Below are 22,520 nucleotides of genomic sequence, written 5' to 3' on the forward strand. Positions count from 1 at the left end.
CCATCAGAAGCGAGAAGGTCCATATTACGTCGACGCCATCGTCTCCTTGACCTTCGCAACCAGCGCGCTGAGCGCGAAGGGTTTTGCGAGGAAGGCGAACTGCTCGTTCTCCGGCAGACTCTTGTCGAACGCTTCTTCGGCATAGCCCGACACGAAGATGATCTTGAGATCGGGGTTGCGCTTGCGCATTTCGCGCAATAGCGCGGGGCCGTCCATCTCCGGCATCACCACATCCGAGACGACGAGATCGACGGCGCCGTTCTTCTCGTCGAATGCCTCCAGCGCCTCGATGCCATTGGCGGCCTCGATGACGCTGTAACCGCGTGAGCGCAGACCGCGCGCATTCAGCGAACGCAGGCCGTCTTCGTCCTCGACCAGCAGAATGGTGCCCTGCCCGGTCAGGTCGCCGGACGTAGGCTTGGCCGGAGTGGACGAGTCCCTTGAAGACCCGCCGGCTGCGGCTTCGGGCCGGGCATCCGTCTCGGGATGATGCCGCGGCAGGAAGATGCGGAACGTGGTCCCCTCGCCCGCCCTGGAATCGACGTAGATGAAGCCGCCGGTTTGCTTGACGATCCCGTAGACCGTCGACAGTCCGAGCCCCGTGCCCTTGCCCACCTCCTTGGTGGAAAAAAACGGCTCAAAGATTTTATCGACGATGTCGGGCGGGATGCCGGTCCCGGTGTCGCTGACCTCGACCAGCACGTAATCGGCGGCCGGCATTCCCTTGTGGCCGAACGTCGCGACCTCAGCCGCCGCGACATTGGCGGTGCGGATCGCGAGCTTGCCGCCGTTCGGCATGGCGTCCCGTGCGTTGACCACGAGGTTGACGATCACCTGCTCAAACTGCGAGACGTCAGCCTTGACCGGCCACAGGTCGCGCCCATGCACGACTCCAGGGAACGTGACTTTCTCGCCGATCAGGCGCTTGAGCAGCATGCCGATGTCGCTCAGGGTGTCGCCGAGATCGAGCACCTTCGGCTGCAAGGTCTGCCGACGCGAGAACGCCAGAAGCTGCCGCACCAGCGCCGCGGCGCGGTTGGCGTTCTGCTTGATCTGCATGATGTCCTGGAACGACGGATCGGTCGGTTTGTGCGCATTCAGCAGGAAGTCGTTGGCCATCATGATCGCGGACAGCACATTGTTGAAATCATGCGCGATGCCGCCGGCAAGCTGGCCGACCGATTCCATCTTCTGCGACTGATTGATCTGGTTTTCCAGCGTTCGTCGCTCGGTCGTCTCCAGCACGTACACGATCGCCGCCTCAGCGTCGCGATCGTCGTCCTCCACCGCAGTGACGAAAAACTGCCCCCAGCGCTCGCGCGCGCCGACGAGCATCAACTCCACCGGCGGAATATCTCCCTGCCCGTCCGCCGCGGCATGAATGGCCGCGCTCAACTGACTGCGATCGCGCTCGTTGACCGCGGCAAGAATCGATTTGGCCGTCGCGCCGTCAGAGCTGAGACTTTGCGCAAGCTTCGCGAAGCGCGCGTTGGCTCGACCCACAGCGCCGGACTTGTCGACGGTCGCGATCGCCATCGGCGTATGATCGAAGAAGCGCATGAAGCGCACTTCCGCCGCGCGCTGCGGATCCACGCGCTCGTCACGGGCGCGGCTGATCACCAGCGTCCGGGAGGGACCGGGCACGCCGTCGGCGCCGAACGCCAGCTTGTGATAAAGGCGCGCAGGCATGGTCTTGCCGTTGCGCATCCGCAGGTCGACATCGAAAACTTCGGTTTTGACTTCGCCGGGCGCCGCGACGATCGACGTCAGCAAAGCCGCGCCGTCGCCGGAGACGACATCGGTGAGTTTCAGGCCGCCCGAACCGATCTCCGCAAGATCGTGATCCAGCCAGTTGGCCAGCGTCGCGTTGACGTAGGCGAGATCGCCCGACGGATTGACCGAAAAGAAACCGCATGGCGCATGATCAAGATATTCGATCGCATGGCGCAACTCCTGGAAGACGTCTTCCTGCCGCTCGCGGTCGCGGGTGATGTCGGCAATCGACCACACCGCATGTCGGGACTGTCTCTTCGCCTGTCCGAGCGGGCGGACCCGCAGCCGCAGCCAGCGACCGTGCTCGCCATCGGCGGCGGCGACGCGCACCTCTTCCTGCTGGCGCTTGCCTTCGCGCGCGGCCTTCAGCAGACGGAACACCGCCTCGGAAACGTCCGGGTTGCCGATGAAGACGCGCTCCACCGGCCGCACATCCTGCATCGAGGTGGCGCCCGTCAGGGTGAGATAGGCAGAGTTGGCATAAACGATGTGCCCGCCGGCGTCGGTGATCGCGACGCCGTCGAAGGCGTGATCGACGACCGGGCGCATCAGTGGATCATCGGCAGTGCGATCGGCGAAGCGGACGATGCCGGCCGCGAATGCGAACAGCGTGAACAGGCCGACCATCGCCAGTAGCGCCAGCAGTGCCAGAATATAAGGCTGGGCGTTGGCATGACCGAGCGTCATGAATCCCACGGCGGCCGCGACGATTGCGCCCGCGACCAGCAGGACCAGCAGGATGCTGCCGCTCCGCCGCGCCGGTTCCTGCGCGACCTGCGGCGAATCGATATCGTGATTGGAGGTCATGGCATCCGGCGGGGCCTGTCACAGCGGGCGCGGAATACGCGTGCGCCGGGCCCTGAGTGCCTGAATCGGACCCGGCAGCGCAAGCACCTCATGGGCTCATTTCCCGCCATTTTCCCCGTCCGGATACCCTATTCCGGACATCCTAAGCCGGCATCACGCGCGGCGCCCCGCAAAGCCGCGCTTCAGGCCCATGACATAACCGATGATTTCGGCGACCGCGTGATAGTGCTCCGCCGGTATCTCGTCATCGACCTTGACGGTGGCATACAGCGCGCGGGCCAGCGGCACGTTTTCGACGATCGGAATGTCGTGTTCGCGGGCGATTTCCCTGATCTTGAGCGCGATGTTGTCCATGCCCTTGGCCACACAGACCGGCGCCGACATGCCGCGCTCGTAGGACAGCGCGACAGAATAGTGCGTCGGGTTGGTGATGATGACCGAGGCCTTCGGCACCGCGGCCATCATGCGCTTCTTCATGCGCACGGCCCGCAACTGCCTGATCCGGGCCTTGATGTGCGGATCGCCTTCCGACTGCTTGAATTCCTCCTTGATCTCCCGCAGCGACATCTTCTGCCGTTCGAACCACTGCCGGTACTGCAGCAGGTAGTCTGCGATCGCGACCAGCGCGAGCATCCCGACCACCGCCCCGAGCAATTGCAGAGTCAGGGTTCTGGTGGTGCCGAGGATGGCGTTCGGATCGAGCCGCACCATGGCGTCGAGCCGCGAGCGCTCGGGCCACAACACCGCCGTCATGACCGCGCCGAGCGCCAGCACCTTGAAAAGTCCCTTGGCGAAGTTCGCGGCCGCCTGCTTGCCGAAAATCCGCTTGGCGCCGGACACCACCGAAATCTTGCTGAGCTTCGGCTTCAGCGCCTCCCCTGACCAGACGAAGCGGTGCTGGACGATATTGCCGGCAACGGCGGCCAGCACCAGCATCAGCAGCGGCACGCCGAGCGCGGCGACAAGCACGTATTCGATCTGCACGGCCAGCGCCAGCAGACCAGGGCCGTCGGTCCGGATCTGCCAGGAGTTGGCGATCAGGTTGCGCAGCGGCATCTCGAATCCGCCGCCGACGGAGCCCGCGAAGGTCGACAGCACCAGCGTCGCGCCGGCGATCACGAACCAGGTATTGACCTCCTGGCTCTTGACGACGTCGCCGCGCTCGATCGCGTCGTCGAGACGTTTTTGCGTCGGGTCTTCTGTCTTTTCGGTATCGTCGCTCTCGTCGGCCATCGTCGCTGCGTCCTAGTGTCCCGATTCCGAAGTTCGCATACGCTCGCAACAACCTTTGATGCGAATTTCGGAATCAAAGGGACACTACCAACTTTATGATTCTAGTGTGGTTTGGGTTCAGAAGTTGGCTTGACGGACTCGCAGAGACACTGAGAGCGAACTTCTGAACCACCACACTAGTGGTCCAATTCTAACATTTGCATCCTGTTGCCGCAGGGAGTTCTTGCAAATGTTAGAATCAAAGGACCACTAGCAACTATCAGGTTTCTAGTGGAGTTTTGAATTTGACATTCGCCTGACAGGTTCGCTGCAAAGTGGGTAGCGAATGTCAAATTCACTCCACTAGTGTCCCGATTCCGAAGTTCGCATACCCTTGCAGCAACCTTTGATGCGAACTTCGGAATCAAAGGGGCACTAGTAACTTTATGATTCTAGTGTGGTTTAGGTTCGGAAGTTCGCTTGACGGACTCGATTGGGCAATGAAGCGAACTTCTGAACCACCACACTAGTTCGACAACGTCAGATCGCGCATCACGCCGATAAAATAATCCATGTAGGTCCCCATCATGGACACCAGCACGGCGGCGAGAATCATGAAGCCGATGAGAATCGAGAGCGGCACGCCGATGAAATAGACCTGCATCTGCGGCATCAGCCGCGCCAGCACGCCCAGCCCGATATTGAAAACCAGCCCGAAAACCAGAAACGGCGCCGACAGTTGCAGGCCGATCTTGAAAGCAGCAGCGAAGGCCCGCGTGGCCAGCGCCGCCACGTCGCCGCTCGGCATCAGTTCGCCCGGCGAGAAAATCCTGTAGCTCTCGTTCAGCGCGGTGATGACCAGATAGTGTGTGTCGGTCGCGAACAGAATCGCGATGCCAAGCAGCGTCAGGAAGTTGCCCATCAGTGCGCCTTGCTGCCCCTGGGTCGGATCGATCGACGTAACGAATCCAAGCCCCAGTTGCTGCGCAATGATCGAGCCCGCGACCTGCAGCGCCGCGAGCGTGACGCGCGCAGTGGCACCCAGCACCACGCCGATGATGATCTCATGCACCAGCAGGACCGCCAGCGGCGCGGCCGACTGCAGGTCGACGTGATAGGCGGCACGATGCAGCGGCAGGATAATGAGAGTCAGAAGCAGGGCGATGGCGAGCTTGACCCGGACCGGAATGAAGACCTCGCCGAAGCCCGGCAACAGCATCACCATCGCGCCGATGCGGGCAAACACCAGCATGAAGGCGGCGCCAAGAGCGGGCAGAAGCGAGATATCGATACGCATGATGCCCTTGAGGTGCTATCCCGACATTCTCGTCGGGAACTTGCAGCGAGCGGATCGCGATACCGCATCCACCCCAGCGATCTTGTGCATCAACCGCCGATGATTCGCGACGAAATCCGTATCATTTCGGCGTGCAGCGCATCGGCCATGAACGGCAGCGCCAGCACCAGCGTTACGAAAATGGCCAGGATCTTCGGCACGAACACCAGTGTCTGCTCCTGGATCTGCGTCAACGCCTGTATCAGCGAAATGGCGACGCCGACGATCAGGCCGACGCCGAGCAGAGGCGCCGAGACCAGAACGATGGTCCAGATCGCATCGCGCGCGATATCCAGTGTTTCAGCGCCGGTCATTGCCATCTCCCATGTACTTTGTTCTTCATGCTGGGACGTGCGGCCTTCAGACGCCCCGAAATTCATTCTTCCCGCTTCAGCTATGGATTCAGGGCTCGCGCTTCCGGCGCGAACGCTAGGCGTTCGTCGCTTGCGCGCCCCCGAACGACAACTTGAATTGAAGCGACATCCATGCGATCAGATCGGCATTCTCATGATGTCTTCGTAGGACTGGATGACACGGTCGCGCACCGAGACCAGCGTCGACACCGCGACGTCGGTATCCGCCACGGCGGTCACCACATCCATCAGGTTTGCCTTGCCCGACGCCATCGCCACCGTCTGCGCATCGGACTTCCGACCCGATTCCATCACGCTGCCGATCGCATCCTTGAGCACGGCACTGAACGACGGGCCGTCGCCCTCCGGAGCCTTGCCGGCGGCGGCGCCGGAGCCCATCATTTTTGCGAGGCTCGCATAGGCGTTTGCTGCGACTGTGGGTGATGCCATGGTCAGGTCTCCGATCAGGACTTGAGGATATCGAGCGTGCGCTGGATCATCCGGCGCGTCGCGCTGATGATGTTGACGTTCGCCTCGTATGACCGTTGCGCGTCGCGCATGTCGGTCATTTCGACCAGCGAGTTGACGTTGGGATATTTGACGTTGCCGCTGGCGTCGGCAGCCGGATTGCCCGGCTCGTACTTGACGCGGAACGACGACATGTCGGGCTTCACCCGGCCAAGCGTCACCACTTTCGCATCGAGCGCACGATCGAGCGCCGATGAAAAGGTCGGCACCTTGCGCCGATAGGGATCGCCCCCCGGCGTCTGCGCGGTGGAATCAGCGTTGGCGATGTTTTCCGAGATCACCCGCATCCGCCCGGCCTGCGCCCGCAGACCGGATGTCGCGATGCCCATCGATCGCATGAAGTCGGCGCCGTTGTCTGCCATGCTGCGGTGTCCTTCCCTTCAGTTCTGCATCATGCCTTGCCGACCGCCATCTTCAGCAGCCGAAGGCTGCGGCTGTAGAGCGAGGTTGCGGCGGCGTAGTCCATCTGGTTGGCCGATACCTTGAGCATCTGGTCCTCCAAACTGACCGCGTTCCCTGCGGGACGGGTCTGAAAACCGGCATGACGATTCTGGTCGAAGTTCGAAGCCGGGCCCGAACCCGAGATATTCAGGCCGGAGGTCGTGCTCATCATCGCCAGCGTCGCTCCGGAGGACGCGTTGCGGCCCTGGGCGTCGAACTTCGGCTCGATGAGATCGCGCGGCTTGAAATTGGGCGTATCGGAATTGGCGATGTTTTCGGCGAGAACGCGCTGACGCTCCTGATGCCATTGCATCCGGGTGCGAAGTGCCGCGAGCGCGGAAATATCGTTGATGGGCACGGCGACCTCCCGCTCCGCCCCCGAGGACGACGCGCCGCCGAGGGTAGGCAGAATTTGCCGCCTTTATGGTTAACAGTCGGTTAAGAACAGCGGGAGCGCGATCGGAATCGAGCCTCTACTTCCCAGGCCGAGGACGTTTTTGATCCAGACCGGGCGATTTTGCCAGGAACGCTGCGTTAACCACCCGCATTAACCGGAACGCCTGATGCTCAGAAGTTGTTTTGGTCTGGTCGATTCATAGGTTATTAAGGACGTCAGCGGCAGCTTTTGCCGGACGGGGTTAACAGATTGGGCCAAGGCTCGGTCGTCACGGGAGGGTGCCGAAAGGCATTCGACGATCCGAAGCTGTAATAAAGGCGCTTTCTGTCAGGGACACAGAAATGCAGGCCATTACATTCGTCATCGCATTCATTGTGGTCCTGGCGCTGATCGCCGGGACCGCCTGGCTGGTGCGGCGATTTGCGGGAAACCGGCTCGGCACCACCGCCAATCGCGGACGGATGCCCCGCCTGGCGGTCATCGATGCCGCCGCGGTGGATGGGCGCCGACGGCTCGTCCTGGTCCGCCGCGACAACGTCGAACACCTGCTGATGATCGGCGGACCGTCCGATATTGTCGTGGAACCCAACATCGTTCGCGCGCCGGGCCGTGATCAGATTCCGCAACGTCCTTCTCCCGGCAACGAGCCGTCGCTGCCGCGCCTGCCGCCGCTGGCCGAAACAGGCTGGGCGGAGTCCGATGGCCCGCATTCGGATCCTCTCGATCATCCCGAGGAGATGCCGGAGCCGGCGCGACCGGTCCTGCGTTCCCCCTTCCCCGATCCGGCGCGACGTCCGGCCACCCCCGAGCGCCGCAATGATCCCTTGGCGGGCTTCACGCCCGAACCCATGAGCCGGACCGACATTCGCGGCACCCGCCCCGCGCGCAGCGAGCCCACGATGCCGCCGCGTCCACCCGTTCGCCCAGCCGAACCCGCGAGCGCATCGCCTCCGCGGCCTGTCGAGCGGCCGACGTTCCCGCCGCCCCCGCCACCACCGCCGTCGCCCCCCGCATCGCCGCCACCTGCGTCGAACGCGGATCAAAATCTTGCCGAGATGGCGCAGCGTCTCGAAGCCGCGCTCCGCCGTCCAGCCAACGACGGCAAGCCCGCGGCAGTCGCGCCTCCGGTTGTCCCCGAGCCGCCGCCCCGTCCGCGCACCGTGGAAAGTTCGGCCGCTCCCGCTTCGCGCAGCGAGCCGCCTGTAGCGGCGGCACCAGTCCCCCCACCCGGTTCGAAGTCCGGCTTCGAGCACCTTGAAGACGAGATGGCGTCGCTGCTCGGGCGCCCAAAGTCGCCTTCGTGAGGCCGGCGGCCCACCCGCGTAGAGTTTTATTCCTTCTCGTTCTGATAGCCGCCGGATCACTCGCAGGTCCGGCGTTCGCGCAGGATATCAGCATCAATCTCGGCGGCGCCGGCAACGGCGGCGTGACCGAGCGTGCGATCCAGCTGATCGCACTGCTCACCGTGCTGTCGATCGCACCGTCGATCCTGATCATGATGACGTCGTTCACGCGCATCGTGGTCGTGCTGTCGTTGCTGCGAACGGCGCTCGGCACCGCGACCGCGCCGCCCAACACTGTCATCATTGCGCTGGCGATGTTTCTCACGGCATTCGTGATGGGACCGACGCTGCAGAAATCCTATGACGACGGCATCAAGCCGTTGATCGCGAACGAGATCACCGTGGAGGACGCGCTGCAGCGTGCGTCTGTCCCCTTGCGCGGCTTCATGCAGAAGAACGTGCGCGAGAAGGACCTCAAGCTGTTCATGGATTTGTCGGGCGAGCCGCCGCCAGCGACGCCGGCGGACCTGTCGCTGCGGATCCTGATGCCGGCCTTCATGATCTCCGAACTGAAGCGCGCCTTCGAGATCGGATTCCTGCTGTTCCTGCCGTTCCTCATTATCGACCTCGTCGTGGCATCGGTCCTGATGTCGATGGGCATGATGATGCTGCCGCCGGTCGTGGTGTCGCTGCCGTTCAAGCTGATCTTCTTCGTGCTGGTCGACGGCTGGTCGCTGGTGGCAGGCAGCCTGGTGCAGAGCTACGGGAGTTGAGCAAGGGTACTCACTCAGGATGTCTAAGTTTGACGCATTTTCTTCACGCGAACCGGAAGCCACTTCCAGGACGCCGGCAAGACGAAACCCCGGCAGTTTTCTGCCGGGGGTTCGGGATGTCGTCAGATGATCCGTTTTACCAGTTGCGCTGCGCGCGTAACATGACGGTCCACGTGTCCTGATCCTTCAGGGCATAGTTGCCCGCCGGCTTGGCAACGCCGGTGTTGGCAGCAAGAGCCGCCACGCCGGCGTACTTCTGATCCAACATGGTATAAACCGCTTCCGTTGTGAAGGTCAGGTTCTTGACCGGAGTCCAGCGGAGGTTCGCACCAGCCTGACCGATGTTGTAGTCCGGGTTGCAGGTGGTGACCCCCGCGCCGAGCGCGGTAAAAACCGTCCCGCCGAGGCCACACATCGCAGCTTTGGCCGCGCCGGTGTACCGAACCGATGCGTAGCCGCCGAAAACCGAACTGCTCCAGTACGGGTTCCAGTTGTGGTTGAAACCGCCGTGGATGCCCCATGTCGAAACCAGCTGGAGCGAGCCGCCCGGGCCATACACCGAATCCGGCGCAAAGCCATATCCGACGCCGGTCACGCCGGAATAGATCGTGGCAGCGCTCGCCGGGGAGGCCTGATCCTGGATGTTGTAACGGGTCGCACCGTTGGTGTAGACGCCCTGAATGTTGATCGTGTCACCCGGCCCGGTCGGGATGTTCTTGATCGACAAAGCGAGCTGACCGGCCCAGCCCCACTTGTCTCCAGGGCCGCCAGTATTTTGCGTGGCGCCATAGTAAGCGGGATTGTTGTCGTGCGCCGCGACCGACGCCTGGAACAAGCCCCAGGCCTGATCGATGCGGAGCTGGCCGACGATGTCAGGAACGGTGGTCCCACCATAGGCGCTGGCGCCATAGCCGAAGTTGCTCTGCGTCGCAGTAGCGAGGTTGAAAATGCCAGGCTGATAGTACGCGCTCGGATCCTGCACGCCGACCGAGGCCGACACGCCGTTGCCGAACTCCGCCGTATAGGTGAACTGGTTCACGCCCGTGTTCGTGCCACCACCACCGACCAGACCCGTGTAGATGTTTTTGCCCGGAAACTCCGTCCAGGGAGCGCTGAACTGCGAGACGGCCTTACCCATGGTGAAGCCGGCGAACTGGATGAAGGCGAAGTACACGCCGAGCTGGCCGCCGGAAACAGCGCCGTTGCCGCTCGCGCCTGCCGGAGCAGCGTTATATGTCGTCGCACCGGTAGCTGAACCGGCATAGCCGCCTGACGTCCACGAAAAGGCCGTCTCCATGTAGGTGCGGACCACACCGTATTCGGTGGCGGTGCGGGTATCGATGGTCAGGTCTGCACGCGAGCGCCAGGTGAAAGCGTTGCTGAAGCGGTTCTGCGCGCCGGCGGGACCCGAGGTGTTGCCGCCGAAGATCGCGTTGGTGTTGACACCAAGATCGCTACGAAGATAGCCGCCGAGCTTGATGCAGGTGTCGGTGCCGGGGATGTAGTAGAAGCCCGCGCCATACAGCGAGCAGATCTTCACGTATTCGACCGCTTTGGCCTTCAACGGAAGATCGGCAGCCTGTGCCCCGCTTATGACGGCCAGACCCGCCGCCGAGCCGAAAAAAAGGCTCTTCATCAATTTCATCTCAAACCTCCAAGTTGCTTGGTAGGGCAGGTTCTCGGATCCGCTATACGCAAGCACTCGAAGAGAGAGTCCCCTCAGTCCCTGACTCACCGCCCAGCCGTTCGCACTGTCGGACGCTCCCGCTCGACGCGAGAGGCCCAAACGAACCATTAAACGACGCCCTGGGGGTGCCCCCCTCCACGGCCATATCCTATGGATATATGTATCTGTATATAATCCTATGGATATATCCAGATGTATATATCGATATCCCATGATGTCAATATCCGGGCATATCCTCGGCGATCTCCGGGCAAGAACAACCCGGGTCTTGCTATTCCATGTGCAGAATTGCTGTGGGTTCTGATCGAACTCTCACAGCCAGTTCATGTCGGATCTGGTGTTGGAACGATCGCCGGCCTTTTTTGATATCGTCGACACGCGGAACTGTCGGCTATGGCGTTTTCGAGCGAAGCATGTCCTCGGGCTTGACCCGCGAAGGATGGATAACGGTTCGCGTGAAGAAAACGCTTCCATTCAAAATCAAAGAGTCTCGCTTCTGATTCCATTTGAAGCGGAAGGCTCTAGGCAACGACGCGGTCCAGGCCGCAGGTCGCGAGTCCCCTCAGCGCGACGCCTCGACGTTCTTCAGTCCGACAACCTGCGGCAGCGCACCGGTCGGAGAGGAATCCGTCTTCGCAGCTTCCGGCGGCAGCGGCGCCCTTCCCGTCATGTCGGGAAAGCGCGATTTCATTTCGCGCAGGAAGCCGTCGAGCGTGTCAACCTTCGCCGCCATCCTAGCGATCTGCTCGAATTCGGCGCTGTTGTCGGAGGCAGGCTTGCTCGCGGTATCGAAAGCGATCTTGTCGGCAGCGCCGCTCATCAGCGGCGCATACTTTTCTCGGAACCGCGCCAGCCCCAATGCATCCTCGGCAAGCGCATAGCCGATCACCGCGCGGATGATGTCGCTCTTCTCGCTCGAGGTGAGCGGCTTGAAATCGCGCCAGCGGTCGCCGTAATAGAGTTCGATCTGCTCGGACGCATCGCGCCAGCGCCGCGACGCCCAGTAGATGTCCGACCGCAGGCGGATCGCCTCACGCCCGGTGAGATTGGAGATGATGTCGAGTGCGAGATCGCGCCGGCCGATGTCGCTCTGCGCGCGCGCCTCGAGCAGCAAACGTTGCTGCCGCAATTCTCCGGCGAGATCGGCGATGCGCGTGGTGCGAAGGGCGGCGATCGCACGGTCCGGCTTGCGGTTCATCAGGTAGATCATCGCGAGCCGTGCGGCGACCTGCGCGCGCGCCGCGCCTTCCAGCCGATGATCGACCTGATATTGCAGGAGATCTGCCGCCTGGTCGAGAAGATCGACGCCGACAAGGCGATCGGCAAGCCGACGGATCATTTCGTCGCCGCGCCGGCCGATCGGCGTCAAATCGCGATAGTCGTAGAACATCGCCAGCGCATCGACAGGTGGAAGGTTGTCGCCTTTGGTGCCGAGGAAAAGCTCGGCGAACAGCGCCGAGGCACTGTCCTGAATCTGGCGCGACACAACGAAATCCGGCTCGAGTTTGGTGGCGGTCTTCGCAACCGCCAGCGCTTCGGGATAACGGCCCGCGTCGGTGTAGAGCGCCATCAGCATTTTCAGCGTCTGCACCTCCAGCCGATCGCCGCGCCACGTCACCGATAGTGTTTCGAGATCGCGCAGCGCCTCCTCCGGCTTGATTTCGGCGCGCTTCTGCCGCAGCGCGATGTCGTGGATCTGCGCCTCAGTCGCGGCTTCGCGATCCGCCGAGGCCATCGCCTCCTCGTATTGGGCAAGCGCGTCCTTGTCGCGCCCCAACGCTTCAGACAGCCGCCCGCGCATGACCGTGACGTTGGGCTTCATCTCGTCGGGAATGCCGATGGCGTCGAGGTCGCTGCTGCGCGCGGCAGCGCCCGAATAGTCGCCGACCTCGAGCGATGCCCGCATCGCATCGGCGACGATCGGGCGCTGCAGCCCGAGCGGCAACGCGGAGATAGCGAACTGGGCGTTCTTGAATTTTTCGCGCGCCTCGGCCCATTTGCGCTGCCGCGCGAGCGCGAGCGCTTTCCAGAGCTGGGAATCGTAGTTGGCGCCGATCGCCGGATTTGCGAGATCGCGCGTTGCCGCCGCTGTATAATTCGTCAGCGAACTCGCGACCGAATGCACGATCAGCAGCACCGGATCTTCCTGTCCGGGATTCTGCTCGGACAATGCCAGGTCGAGGACAGCCTTGGCTTCGTAATAGAAGCCGCGCGCCATATAGAATCGAGCGAGATCGATCCGCGCCGCGGTCCGCGCGTCATCATTACCTGCGGCCGACGCCGCGTCGACCAGTTCGTCGAGCCGCTGGAAGAAATTCGCGTTGCTGTCCTTTTGCCATGTCTCGACATCGAAGATCGGCCGCGCCGCGGTCGTCGCGCGCTCGGGACCGGAGTTGGCCGCCGACAAAGTGAGACCGCCGGGCCGGGTCACCGTAACCTTGTCGGGCGCAACCTCGACGGCGATATCATCGGCCTTCGGCTCGACGACCACGCCATGGGTCGACTCGCGCAGCGAGAACTCCACGAACTCCTGATGCCTGACAAAACCCTGCGCGGGCGGAAGCGCGGTGACAACCATCAGCGCGTCGCCAGAGTCGGGATCGACGATCCGGTGCAGCATGCCGGTGCCAGCCAGCGGCACGGTGACACTCGCATGATTGCGATCGACGACATTGCGCTGCGCGGTCAGCGCACGCGACGGCTTCTGCACGGCATCGGCGAACGTCACCATCCAGCGCTGCCCCGGCGCGACGGGTGCGAGACCGTCGGGCTCGCCGGCCGAGATCGATACCAGTTGCGGACGGGTCAAACGGATGCGGATCGCCTGCCCGTTCTCCACGGGACGACGGTCGATGTCGGTGATGAGCGATCCGCCCTCTTTCCGGATCGCGTCGACGTCGACCGACTTCTCCGAGTCGAACACCAGCCACACCGCATCAGCGCGGCGAAACAGCGCGGCAGGTGTCGGACGGTCGAAACCGAACATCAGACGAAAGCCGTCGCTGCGCCGCACCGCGCTCAGCGTCACGGCGTCGTTCGCGCTCCCCTTAATGGACGACGGCGGCGGCGACGCCGTCGGTTTTTCTGATGCGACCAGCGGTCCCTGCACGGCGGGATTGTCTCCGCCCGGCGCCTGCTTCGCCGGCGTTACCGCCGTGGCCGTCTTGACCGCTGGCGCGGGCGGTGTTTCGACGGTGGCCTGCTTTTCAGTTGCGGGCTTCTCAGGCGCATGTTGATCGGCCACAGGCTGATCGGGTGCGGCGGCCGGCGAAGGTTCGGGCGTTTTCGCGGCCGCGGCCGGTTTAGCGTCGGACGGGGGCGGCCCGACCGTCAGCCCGGCCTGTTCGGCAATCGTCTCCGACGTCGGCGGCGGAATCCCGGCAGGCTTTTCGGACGTGGCAGCGGCGTCTGTCGGCTGTCCCGCGTCCGCTTTGCCCGACTGCGCTTCGGCAAGCGCCGCCGACAGAGTATTGCCGGTCTGATGGAAGCCGATATCGACGATGTAGTTTTTCTCTTCGCGGAACGAATGCACGTCGACATCGCCGATCAGTTTTATCTCGATCCGCGAGCCGCCGCTTTCCATCTTCTGCGCGATCGAGGCGACGTTGGCGGGCGCCACCAGCTTGGCGTCCGCGAGATCGAAAGTCAGCGCCGGCTTGAACAGCAGCGCGAGTTTCTGCTCGTTGAGGGCGGACGACACACCGGCTCCGTCCGGCAGTTCGAAAACGTAGCGCACGAAGGTCGGCTGCACCGAAGCACGTACGCGAACCGGCGGGCGTTTCTTCGACGCCTCCAAGGTGCGTTCTTCGCGCAGCGCGCGCTCAGCAGCGCGAGCGCGCTCGGCAAGGTCGCGAACCACCTCCTGCGGCAGACCCGGCGGCGGACCCTTCCAGCCATCGGGCATCAGGTCGATGAACACGCGCTCGCCCGCCGTCATCGTGTTGACGGAGACCTTGCGTGCCAGCGCCAGGCGAATGGCCAGACCATCCGGATCGCGACGCGCTGAACCGACATAATCCGGCACCGCCTCCGACAGCTTGTCGACGGGAATGTCGACCGGCCGGTTGAAGCGGATCACAAGGATGGTGCCGGCAACCGTCACTTCGGAATCGACGTCGTCGTCGAGCTTGAGCACGAGCCGGGCATAACCTTTCGCCGCCGCAAAGCTCGCCTCGCCTCTGATGGCCTGTGCGCGGCTCGCATCGGGAAAAGCCAGCGCGAGCAGCAGCAACGCGGTTGCGAGCACCGGAATGCAGCCGCGCGAAAGCCGCCACGCGCGAGAGCGCGCTTGCGACCAACATTCAGCGGCAGTCGTCCGCGCCATTCCAGATCGTCTCTCGACTCCAGAACTTCGCTTTTGAAGCGAAGCCTGATTGTTGCTTTGACGCGTTTCCTTCACGCGAACCGTCATCCCTCGGTCAAGCCCGAGGACATGCTTCGCTGAAAAACGCTGTCAACTCCTGACCGGCGGCTGCACGCCGATCAGACGAACTCTAGAATTGTGGAATTAAGGCCCTATTAAACAAGGATATTAATTGGGATTCTGCGGTGTTGGCTTGCCCTCGATCTTCGGAAGATCGGCGTCCGCGGTGGTGGCATCGCCGCCGCTGGCACGGCGCGCCATCTCGACCGTCAACCGTTCGGCAGCCGCAGGCGACATCTGACCGAGAATGTCCGACATCTTGCGCGGCGCGATCTTCGACGCGAGTTCGAACAGTACCGACATTTCCAGTCGGTCGAACACCTTGGCGGCGTCCTTCGGCTTCATGTTCTCGTACATCGTCACCAGTCCCTTGAAGCGGGCGGCTTCGGCCTCGTTCTTCTGGTCGGTGGCGGTTGCGATCCGTGACTCGATGCCCTTCATCTCCTCGACGCGGCCCTCGATGCGCTTTTCAGCGGACTTCAGTAGGCTCTCGCGAATGTCGATTTCCCGTGCGCGTGCTTCGAGTTCCTGGCGCCGGCTCTGAAGCCGCTCGAGGATCGCGCGTTCGGACGGCGACACCGACTGCCCGGGCTCGGGAATGGTGACAACGCCGGCCTTCGACAGTCCCGGCGCGCCGTCTGCCGGCTTAGGTTGTCCGTCAGGTTCTTTCTTTTCGGTCTTTTCGGCACCCCCCTCCTTGCCGGGGTCCTCCTTTTTCTTCGTCTCGACCGAGCCCGTGACGTCGCCGGCGTAGGAAGTCGCCCCCGGAAAGTTCAGGTTCTCCTGTGCCCATGACCGGTGGGTCGAATTCGGCTGGTCGTCGAAGACGTAACCACCATCGACCACGAGGCCCGCGATCTTGAGCACCGCGAGGCCGAAGATCGCAACCACGACGACAGGAATAACCCGGATGTCCCTGAAAGCATTCATGCAGCGATGCCGCTTGCCCTTCTACGTTCGGAAAATGCCCGCGCCGCGGCTGCGACCGAGCGGGCATCGCTGGGCGCGGGCTCCGGTTCCGCAGCCGTCGCGGGACGCGCCGCGAGCGCGATCCGGGTCAGCCGCCGCACGACCGCGTCACCCTCCGCCAGTTGCTTCGCCAACTGCCGCGACAGTTCTGTGGCCGAGACGATCTGATTGCCGAGATTGTCATTGACGTCGCGCACGGTGTGCTTCAGCCCGCCGATGGCGCGCTCCGCGATCTCCGTCGCTGTGATCAATTCGCCGATGGTCGCCTTGAGCGACTGCTCATCCGCCCTCAGCCGCTTCAGCCGCTTGTTCAGCAGCATGCAATAACCGATTGTCAAGACGAGAAGAACCGCGACAAGACTCTCGATCGCTAGTCCGAAAGAGTGGTTCATTGGGCCTCCATCATCTTGGTCTGTTCGTCCGCTCTCTCGAACATGGCAAAGGTCGTGTTCGGTTTGCGCAAGTGTCTTGATACGCGAATGGCGACGCGGTCGCCGACGCGTCCCATGCGGCCTTCCGTCAGCGTGACGCTGCCGCACCGCACCGCCACCGACGCATCGGGACGCATGTCCAGCGGCAGCGTGTCGCCGACCTTCAGGGTCATGAGCTGCTTGAGCGGGATCTCGGCCTCGTACAGCACCGCATCGACGGCGATCTGCGCCTGCGCGATCTCGGTGGCGAGGTGGCTTTCCCAGATCGGATCGCGGCCGAACTTTTCACCCATGAACATCTGCAACAGCACGTTGCGGATCGGTTCGATGGTGGCATAGGGCAGCAGCAGTTCGATGTAGCCGCCGCGGTCTTCCATATCGATGCGGAGCCGGACCAGGATCGCGGCGTTGGCCGGGCGGGTGATCGTCGCGAAACGCGGATTGGTTTCGAGCCGATCGATCGTGAACGACACCGGCGACAGCGGCCGGAACGCCTGCTCGGCGTCCGCCAGCACCACCTCGACCAGCCGCTTCACCAGATTGGTCTCGATCGTCGTGTAGGGCCGGCCCTCGATCCGGAGCGAAGTCTGGCCGCGGCGGCCGCCGAGCAGCACGTCGATCATGGAGTAGATCAGGCTGGAATCGACCATCGCCAGCCCGAAGTTCTCCCACTCCTCCGCCTTGAACACGCTGAGCACCGCGGGCAAGGGAATCGAGTTCATGTAGTCGCCGAACCGGACCGAGGTGATGCGGTCGAGCGAGACCTCCACGTTGTCGGAGGTGAAATTGCGCAGGGATGTCGTCATCAGCCGCACCAGGCGATCGAACACGATCTCCAGCATCGGCAGACGCTCGTAAGACACCATCGCCGAGTCGATGATCGCGCGGATGCCGGAGCTGTCGTCGACGTTGATCTCGCCAACACTGAAGCCGAGCAGGCTGTCGATTTCCTCCTGCGAGAGGACCCGTTCACCGCCGTTCTTGGCGTTGCCGAAATTGCGGCCTCCGTCCTCGACCATGGCGGCCCACTGTTCCGCCATCGTCTCCGTGAGTTCATTGGCGGCAGCCGACTTCGCGGCCTCCTCGGGGTCTTCCGAGCCAAGCGACGCCTCCCATTGGGCTGCGATCGCATCCTGGTCCAACTGATCGTTATCGTCCGCCATGCCCCTGCCCTCGTTCCGTCACTGGATGACGACTTCCTTGAACAGCACGGCACTGACATGACTGGGCGCGATCGCCGTGTTGACCCGCCTGGTCAGTTCTTCCTTGAGTCGAAACAGCCCGGCCGAACCGTTGAGGTCGCTGGGGCGCAACTCGCGCATGTAGGTCTGAAACAGATCGGTGACCCGCGGCAGCGCCGGCTTGATCTTCTCGACCTGCGGCTCGTCCTTGACCTCGAGAACCACCTTCACCTTGAGATATTGCACGCGCTCGCCCGGCGCCCCGACCAGGTTGACCAGCATATCGGGGACTTCGATGAAAGCCGGCGGCTTCGGCGGCGGCGCTTCCGCGTGCTGTTCGTCGCCGTGACCGTGAAAGAAGAAGAACCAGGCGCCGCCTCCGCCCGCGAGGCAAAGCACCGCAACGGCCGCGGCGATCAGGATCAATTTCTTTTTCTTGGAAGCGGGCGGTGCGTCGCCTTCGGCTGCCGCTTTCTCGGCCTGATCTTTTTCTGCCATCGTCAGTTCGCCCGTTGAGAGGGTTTGTCCGATGCCGCCGGGCAGGCTAACGACGCGAAACGGTGCCCCGGCGCACGGCGCGCCCCACAGGCGTTAACACTAGGTTCGCAATGGTTAATGGTTTCTTTCTTTTAACCATGCGGTAGGAAGATTTTGCCGGGCCGTTATGGTCAACAAGATCTTATTGCCGACCTGCCGGCGCCCGTTCGTTTTCATAACGAATTGAAAATACGCAATTTTCAGACATGGCACGGCTTTCGCTACATCCCTGGACGACCGCAGGGCTTGGGAGAGCTTGAAGGTCGGAAACGATCCGCCGATGCCTGGGAGGGCCTGACGCGGATCTTCGAGGGGAGAACCACCGATGGAGAATACGCTTCTCATCGGACTATCGCGGCAGATGATGCTCGAACGGCAGATGGATGTCGTTGCGAACAACGTCGCGAACGTCAACACCAACGGTTACAAGGCCGACCGCTCGCTGTTCGAGGAATACCTGATGCCGGTCGCCCACGAAGACAACTTCGTCGGCGGCGACCGCCGCCTCAGCTTCGTGCAGGATCGCGCCACCTTCCATGACTTCGCCGGCGGACCCGCCGAGCAGACCAAAAACCCCCTCGATGTCGCCATCGACGGCAAGGCGTTCCTGGTGGTGCAGACGCCGGGTGGCGAACGCTATACCCGCGACGGCGGGCTGCAGATCAACGCGCAGGGGCAACTGGTGACGGCCTCGGGCAATCAGGTGCTCGGCACCAGCGGGCCAATCACGTTCCAGCAGACCGACCACGACATCGCGATATCCGACGACGGCACCGTGACGGTGATCGAGGGCACCAACAACGCGGCCGACTCGATCCGCGGCAAGCTGCGACTGGTTTCGTTCGCGCAGGCGCAAAAGCTGCTCAAGGAAGGTTCCAACCTCTACGCCGCGGGCGAAGGCAACATTGCCCAACCCGACACCAAGGCGCGGGTCCGCCAGGGCTTCATCGAGCGCTCCAACGTCAGCGCGGTGAGCGAAATGAGCCGCATGGTCGAAGTGTCCCGCGCCTACACGCAGATGGCGACGCTGCTGCAGCAGCAAAGCGAGCTGCAGCGATCGGCTATCGAAAAGCTTGCCGACGTTCCGGCATAAGGAAAGAGATTATGCGCGCCCTCTATACCGCAGCGACCGGAATGGCGGCTCAGGAGCTGAACGTTCAGGTCATCTCCAACAACATCGCGAACCTGCGCACCACCGGCTACAAGAAACAGCGGGCCGCGTTTCAAGACCTGATCTACGATCACGTCCGCCGCGTCGGCGCGCAGGCCTCCGATCAGGGCACGATCCTTCCCGTAGGCATCGATCTCGGTGGCGGCGTCAAGACCGTCGGCACGCCGCGGCTGATGAGCCAGGGCACACTCTCGATGACCGGCAACGATCTCGACATCGCCATCCGGGGCGAAGGTTTCTTCAAGATCCAGATGCCGGACGGCACCTACCAATACACGCGCGACGGCACCTTCCAGATGGACAACCAGGGCCGCATCGTCAACGCACAGGGCAACCCCGTGCAGCCGACGATCACGATCCCACAGAATTCGTCCGGCATCACCATCAACGCGCAGGGTCAGGTGTCGGTGACGCTGCCGGGCTCGACGACACCGACGGTGCTCGGCCAGATCGGCCTGACCCGCTTCGTCAACAAGGCCGGGCTGCAACCCGTCGGCGACAACAACTTCACCGAGACGCCGGCCTCCGGGCCGCCGCAGGATGGCGTCGCCAACATCGACGGTTACGGCGACATGCAGCAGTCGAACCTCGAACAGGCCAACGTCGAGGTGGTTTCCGAAATCTCCGATCTGATCGCCGCGCAGCGCGCCTACGAGATGAACGCCAAGGTCATCAGCGCCGCCGATCAGATGCTGCAATCCGCAGCCGCGTTGTTCCGCTAGGGAGGCTGACCATGGCCATCCGCTCGTCTCTCCTCGCCGTGACGCTGATGGCGGCATCCGCTCCGGCGCTGGCCGCGAACGAAGCTCCGCCGCACACCACGCTGGCGAGCGTGATCCAGACCGCGGCCGCCGTTCCCCTTCCCTTGCTGCGCGCCGACGTCAAGGTCACCGGCGATGTGGTGCGGATCGGCGACGTCATCGACAATGCCGGCAGCGCTGCGCAAATCGCGATCTATCGCGCGCCCGAGCCCGGCACCACCGGCACCCTGGCGGCAACGCAGGTGCTCGACGCCCTCCGTGCGCATCAGGTGATCGGCGTCGATGCTCACGGCATTCGCAACGTCTCGGTGACGCGGCTCGCGCGCACCCTCGATGCCGACGACATCGAACTGCAGATCGCCGTGGCGCTCGAGCACCGCAACGGGCTCGGCGACGCCAAAAATCTGTCGCTGGCTTTCGACAAGGACCTTCGAACGATCCATCTCGATGCGGCGAACGACGGCGCCGTTACTCCGGTCGTGACGCGGTTCGACCCGCGCAACGGACGTTTCGACGTCACTCTCGAGATCGGCAACGGCTCAGGCGCTCCCCCCGCCCGTCTCCGCTTCACCGGCACTGCCATCGAGACCATCGAGACCCCGGTGCTTGCCCGCGACGTCGACCGCAACACGCTGCTGAAGTTCTCTGATGTCGTGATGGAGCGTCGCCCCAAAGCCGAGGTCGGCAACGATGCCGCGAACCGCGACCGTGTCATCGGGATGCAGATGCGGCGGCAGATGCGCGCCGGTCAGGCGCTGCATGGCGCCGACCTCACCAAGCCAGACCTGGTGCAGCGCGACCAGGCCGTGACCCTGATCTATCAGGCTGCGGGAATCTATCTCACCGTGCGAGGCAAGGCGACCGAGGCCGGCACCGAAGGTGACGTCGTGAGTGTCGTCAATCTCCAATCGAAACGCACCGTGTCGGGTCTCGTGGTCGGGCGCGGCCAGGTGTCGGCTTCTCCAGTTGCGCCTGTCGTCCCGCGCAGGCTCGCGAGCGCCGCACCGGTCGCCGAAGCGCCGGGGATGGCTGGCGCGTCCTCTCCTGATTTCGTCCGCGACGGCGCATCTGTATCTCCAGGATCCGAGTAACGTTCATGTTGAAGTCCGCGAACATCAACCGCCTCGCTCTCGCCGGCACGCTATTGGCCGCGGCCGGCCTCGCCAGCGGTTGTTCATCCATCGATCGGCTTTCGCAGATCGGCGAGTCACCCAAATTGACCGCGATCGACAATCCGACGACACAGCCGGGCTACAAGCCAGTGCAGATGCCGATGCCGAAGCCCGAGACGGTGTCTTACAACGCCAACTCACTGTGGCGAAACGGTTCTCGCGCGTTCTTCAAGGACCAGCGCGCTGCGCGCGTCGGCGATCTCCTGACCGTCACCGTGAATTTCACCGACAAGGCCAACATCGCCAACGAGACCCAGCGCAGCCGCTCCAGCAAGGAAGACTCCGGCATCACGGATTTCATCGGCAGCAAGGTCATCAAAAATCCGGCAACCTCGATCCTGCCGGGCCGCCTTCTGACCACGGATTCCACAGCGTCCAGCGACGGCAAAGGCTCGGTGCAGCGCCAGGAGAATCTCCAGACCAGCGTCGCCGCGGTGGTCACGCAAGTGCTGCCCAACGGCAACCTCGTGGTCGAAGGCAAGCAGGAAATCCGCGTCAATTTTGAAATCCGCGAACTGATCGTGGCCGGCATCGTCCGTCCCGAGGATATCCAGAGCGACAACACCATCGACTCCAGCAAGATCGCGCAGGCCCGCATTTCCTATGGCGGTCGCGGTCAGATCAGCGACGTGCAGCAGCCGCGCTATGGCCAGCAGGTCATGGACGTGCTGCTGCCGTTCTAGCGGTAAGGGAAATAGCGAATGTCAAATCCACGCCGCTAGACTTTCACGAGCTCCCCGCCGTTTCGCGAACCCCAGGCGCGAGGCGGCGACGACCCGGCGATGCTGCGCATCGTCCGGCCTTGCGGCCTCCGGTAGCTCCCCTGCCGGAGGCCGTTATCGTTTCGCGCATGTCGACCAATCCGCCATCTTCTTGATAAAAATTCATGAAACCGGTCTGCCCGCAGGCATTGACAATACCTATGTCGATGACACCACGTACCCACGACATCGTGCGCAATCGCCGGAGCCTTCCATGTCATCGCTCGTTCGTATCCTGATCGTCCTTGTCATATCTTTGAGCGTGATTTCGGACGCGGCGCAGGCGCGTCACCGCAAAGTCCGCATGCACATCCACGGACAGATGCCATCGGCAACAGTCGTGACTCCAACCCCCTCGCCCCGCCTCAACACCAGCGTTGTCAACCAGCCAGGGGTACCAAACACATCGCGACCCGGAACCATCGGCACCGGCGCCGTGCCGAGCGGCCTCAGCGGCGACAGCCCCATCGCTCCCGGATTCCCCGGCCGGGTCGGGCGTGATTAGAATCGATGTCGTCGCGCAT

20 protein-coding genes are annotated in these 22,520 nt (G+C 63.1%); 7 read left to right on the forward strand and 13 right to left on the reverse strand.

The window, feature by feature from the left end; all coding sequences use genetic code 11:
- Positions 1-24: 24 nt before the first annotated feature.
- The 7 genes from cckA to flgB form a co-directional block, all read right to left on the reverse strand.
- Positions 25-2,580, reverse strand: a complete 2,556-nt coding sequence (gene cckA, locus ACS3WB_RS07010) for a cell cycle histidine kinase CckA (RefSeq protein WP_438274844.1) — start codon at positions 2,578-2,580, stop codon at positions 25-27.
- Positions 2,581-2,733: 153 nt separating this feature from the next.
- A complete protein-coding gene (gene flhB / locus ACS3WB_RS07015) occupies positions 2,734-3,813 on the reverse strand; it encodes a flagellar biosynthesis protein FlhB (RefSeq protein WP_438274845.1) in 1,080 nt (359 codons plus the stop codon).
- 505 nt (positions 3,814-4,318) lie between these two features.
- On the reverse strand, positions 4,319-5,089 hold the full coding sequence (gene fliR / locus ACS3WB_RS07020) for a flagellar biosynthetic protein FliR (RefSeq protein ID WP_438274846.1): 771 nt from the start codon (positions 5,087-5,089) through the stop codon (positions 4,319-4,321).
- A gap of 89 nt (positions 5,090-5,178) precedes the next feature.
- The gene (gene fliQ / locus ACS3WB_RS07025) at positions 5,179-5,442 is read right to left on the reverse strand and encodes a flagellar biosynthesis protein FliQ (protein WP_438274847.1); all 264 of its coding nucleotides are present in this window, start codon (positions 5,440-5,442) and stop codon (positions 5,179-5,181) included.
- Between the two features lie 177 nt (positions 5,443-5,619).
- Positions 5,620-5,931: a flagellar hook-basal body complex protein FliE gene (fliE, locus tag ACS3WB_RS07030; protein ID WP_438274848.1), complete on the reverse strand. Its 312-nt coding sequence runs from the start codon at positions 5,929-5,931 to the stop codon at positions 5,620-5,622.
- A 14-nt stretch (positions 5,932-5,945) separates the two neighbouring features.
- A complete protein-coding gene (gene flgC, locus ACS3WB_RS07035; RefSeq protein WP_438274849.1) occupies positions 5,946-6,371 on the reverse strand; it encodes a flagellar basal body rod protein FlgC in 426 nt (141 codons plus the stop codon).
- A gap of 29 nt (positions 6,372-6,400) precedes the next feature.
- Positions 6,401-6,808: a flagellar basal body rod protein FlgB gene (gene flgB / locus ACS3WB_RS07040; RefSeq protein WP_438274850.1), complete on the reverse strand. Its 408-nt coding sequence runs from the start codon at positions 6,806-6,808 to the stop codon at positions 6,401-6,403.
- 380 nt (positions 6,809-7,188) lie between these two features.
- Between flgB and ACS3WB_RS07045 the strand changes: the two genes are divergently transcribed.
- Positions 7,189-8,151, forward strand: a complete 963-nt coding sequence (locus ACS3WB_RS07045; RefSeq protein ID WP_438274851.1) for a flagellar biosynthetic protein FliO — start codon at positions 7,189-7,191, stop codon at positions 8,149-8,151.
- Positions 8,148-8,903, forward strand: coding sequence for a flagellar type III secretion system pore protein FliP (gene fliP, locus ACS3WB_RS07050; RefSeq protein WP_438274852.1), 756 nt, complete (start codon positions 8,148-8,150; stop codon positions 8,901-8,903). Before ACS3WB_RS07045 ends, fliP begins: the two co-directional genes overlap by 4 nt.
- Positions 8,904-9,039: 136 nt before the next feature.
- On the opposite strand, the gene ACS3WB_RS07055 is transcribed toward fliP, so the two are convergent.
- From ACS3WB_RS07055 to fliL, 6 genes are all read right to left on the reverse strand, one after another.
- Entirely contained in the window at positions 9,040-10,548 is a 1,509-nt protein-coding gene (locus ACS3WB_RS07055; protein ID WP_438274853.1) for a porin, read from the reverse strand.
- A gap of 604 nt (positions 10,549-11,152) precedes the next feature.
- Positions 11,153-14,914, reverse strand: coding sequence for a tetratricopeptide repeat protein (locus ACS3WB_RS07060; protein WP_438274854.1), 3,762 nt, complete (start codon positions 14,912-14,914; stop codon positions 11,153-11,155).
- 207 nt (positions 14,915-15,121) lie between these two features.
- The gene (locus tag ACS3WB_RS07065) at positions 15,122-15,943 is read right to left on the reverse strand and encodes a MotE family protein (protein ID WP_438274855.1); all 822 of its coding nucleotides are present in this window, start codon (positions 15,941-15,943) and stop codon (positions 15,122-15,124) included.
- Positions 15,940-16,374: a DUF6468 domain-containing protein gene (locus ACS3WB_RS07070; RefSeq protein ID WP_438274856.1), complete on the reverse strand. Its 435-nt coding sequence runs from the start codon at positions 16,372-16,374 to the stop codon at positions 15,940-15,942. Before ACS3WB_RS07070 ends, ACS3WB_RS07065 begins: the two co-directional genes overlap by 4 nt.
- The gene (gene fliM, locus ACS3WB_RS07075; RefSeq protein WP_438274857.1) at positions 16,371-17,576 is read right to left on the reverse strand and encodes a flagellar motor switch protein FliM; all 1,206 of its coding nucleotides are present in this window, start codon (positions 17,574-17,576) and stop codon (positions 16,371-16,373) included. The genes ACS3WB_RS07070 and fliM overlap by 4 nt, the downstream gene beginning before the upstream one ends.
- Positions 17,577-17,594: 18 nt before the next feature.
- A complete protein-coding gene (gene fliL / locus ACS3WB_RS07080; RefSeq protein WP_438274858.1) occupies positions 17,595-18,092 on the reverse strand; it encodes a flagellar basal body-associated protein FliL in 498 nt (165 codons plus the stop codon).
- A 364-nt stretch (positions 18,093-18,456) separates the two neighbouring features.
- On the opposite strand from fliL, the gene flgF reads away from it, so the two are divergent.
- From flgF to ACS3WB_RS07105, 5 genes are all read left to right on the forward strand, one after another.
- Positions 18,457-19,224, forward strand: coding sequence for a flagellar basal-body rod protein FlgF (gene flgF, locus ACS3WB_RS07085; protein WP_438274859.1), 768 nt, complete (start codon positions 18,457-18,459; stop codon positions 19,222-19,224).
- A gap of 11 nt (positions 19,225-19,235) precedes the next feature.
- Positions 19,236-20,024 (forward strand): flagellar basal-body rod protein FlgG, encoded by a 789-nt coding sequence (flgG, locus tag ACS3WB_RS07090; protein ID WP_438274860.1) that lies wholly within the window; start codon positions 19,236-19,238, stop codon positions 20,022-20,024.
- Positions 20,025-20,035: 11 nt separating this feature from the next.
- Entirely contained in the window at positions 20,036-21,154 is a 1,119-nt protein-coding gene (gene flgA, locus ACS3WB_RS07095; RefSeq protein WP_438274861.1) for a flagellar basal body P-ring formation chaperone FlgA, read from the forward strand.
- A gap of 5 nt (positions 21,155-21,159) precedes the next feature.
- A complete protein-coding gene (gene flgH, locus ACS3WB_RS07100) occupies positions 21,160-21,918 on the forward strand; it encodes a flagellar basal body L-ring protein FlgH (protein WP_438274862.1) in 759 nt (252 codons plus the stop codon).
- A gap of 292 nt (positions 21,919-22,210) precedes the next feature.
- Positions 22,211-22,501: a hypothetical protein gene (locus tag ACS3WB_RS07105; protein ID WP_438274863.1), complete on the forward strand. Its 291-nt coding sequence runs from the start codon at positions 22,211-22,213 to the stop codon at positions 22,499-22,501.
- Positions 22,502-22,520: the final 19 nt, after the last annotated feature.

It is taken from the genome of Nitrobacter sp. (assembly GCF_051535215.1).
GTDB lineage: Bacteria > Pseudomonadota > Alphaproteobacteria > Rhizobiales > Xanthobacteraceae > Nitrobacter.

Excerpts from the sequence above, each read along its gene's own strand:
- cckA (WP_438274844.1), bottom strand. The coding sequence starts at position 2,580 with ATGACCTCCAATCACGATATCGATTCGCCGCAGGTCGCGCAGGAACCG.
- flhB (WP_438274845.1), bottom strand. The coding sequence starts at position 3,813 with ATGGCCGACGAGAGCGACGATACCGAAAAGACAGAAGACCCGACGCAA.
- fliR (WP_438274846.1), bottom strand. The coding sequence starts at position 5,089 with ATGCGTATCGATATCTCGCTTCTGCCCGCTCTTGGCGCCGCCTTCATG.
- fliQ (WP_438274847.1), bottom strand. The coding sequence starts at position 5,442 with ATGACCGGCGCTGAAACACTGGATATCGCGCGCGATGCGATCTGGACC.
- fliE (WP_438274848.1), bottom strand. The coding sequence starts at position 5,931 with ATGGCATCACCCACAGTCGCAGCAAACGCCTATGCGAGCCTCGCAAAA.
- flgC (WP_438274849.1), bottom strand. The coding sequence starts at position 6,371 with ATGGCAGACAACGGCGCCGACTTCATGCGATCGATGGGCATCGCGACA.
- ACS3WB_RS07045 (WP_438274851.1), top strand. The coding sequence starts at position 7,189 with ATGCAGGCCATTACATTCGTCATCGCATTCATTGTGGTCCTGGCGCTG.
- ACS3WB_RS07055 (WP_438274853.1), bottom strand. The coding sequence starts at position 10,548 with ATGAAATTGATGAAGAGCCTTTTTTTCGGCTCGGCGGCGGGTCTGGCC.
- ACS3WB_RS07060 (WP_438274854.1), bottom strand. The coding sequence starts at position 14,914 with ATGGCGCGGACGACTGCCGCTGAATGTTGGTCGCAAGCGCGCTCTCGC.
- ACS3WB_RS07065 (WP_438274855.1), bottom strand. The coding sequence starts at position 15,943 with ATGAATGCTTTCAGGGACATCCGGGTTATTCCTGTCGTCGTGGTTGCG.
- ACS3WB_RS07070 (WP_438274856.1), bottom strand. The coding sequence starts at position 16,374 with ATGAACCACTCTTTCGGACTAGCGATCGAGAGTCTTGTCGCGGTTCTT.
- fliM (WP_438274857.1), bottom strand. The coding sequence starts at position 17,576 with ATGGCGGACGATAACGATCAGTTGGACCAGGATGCGATCGCAGCCCAA.
- fliL (WP_438274858.1), bottom strand. The coding sequence starts at position 18,092 with ATGGCAGAAAAAGATCAGGCCGAGAAAGCGGCAGCCGAAGGCGACGCA.
- flgF (WP_438274859.1), top strand. The coding sequence starts at position 18,457 with ATGGAGAATACGCTTCTCATCGGACTATCGCGGCAGATGATGCTCGAA.
- flgG (WP_438274860.1), top strand. The coding sequence starts at position 19,236 with ATGCGCGCCCTCTATACCGCAGCGACCGGAATGGCGGCTCAGGAGCTG.
- flgA (WP_438274861.1), top strand. The coding sequence starts at position 20,036 with ATGGCCATCCGCTCGTCTCTCCTCGCCGTGACGCTGATGGCGGCATCC.
- flgH (WP_438274862.1), top strand. The coding sequence starts at position 21,160 with ATGTTGAAGTCCGCGAACATCAACCGCCTCGCTCTCGCCGGCACGCTA.
- ACS3WB_RS07105 (WP_438274863.1), top strand. The coding sequence starts at position 22,211 with ATGTCATCGCTCGTTCGTATCCTGATCGTCCTTGTCATATCTTTGAGC.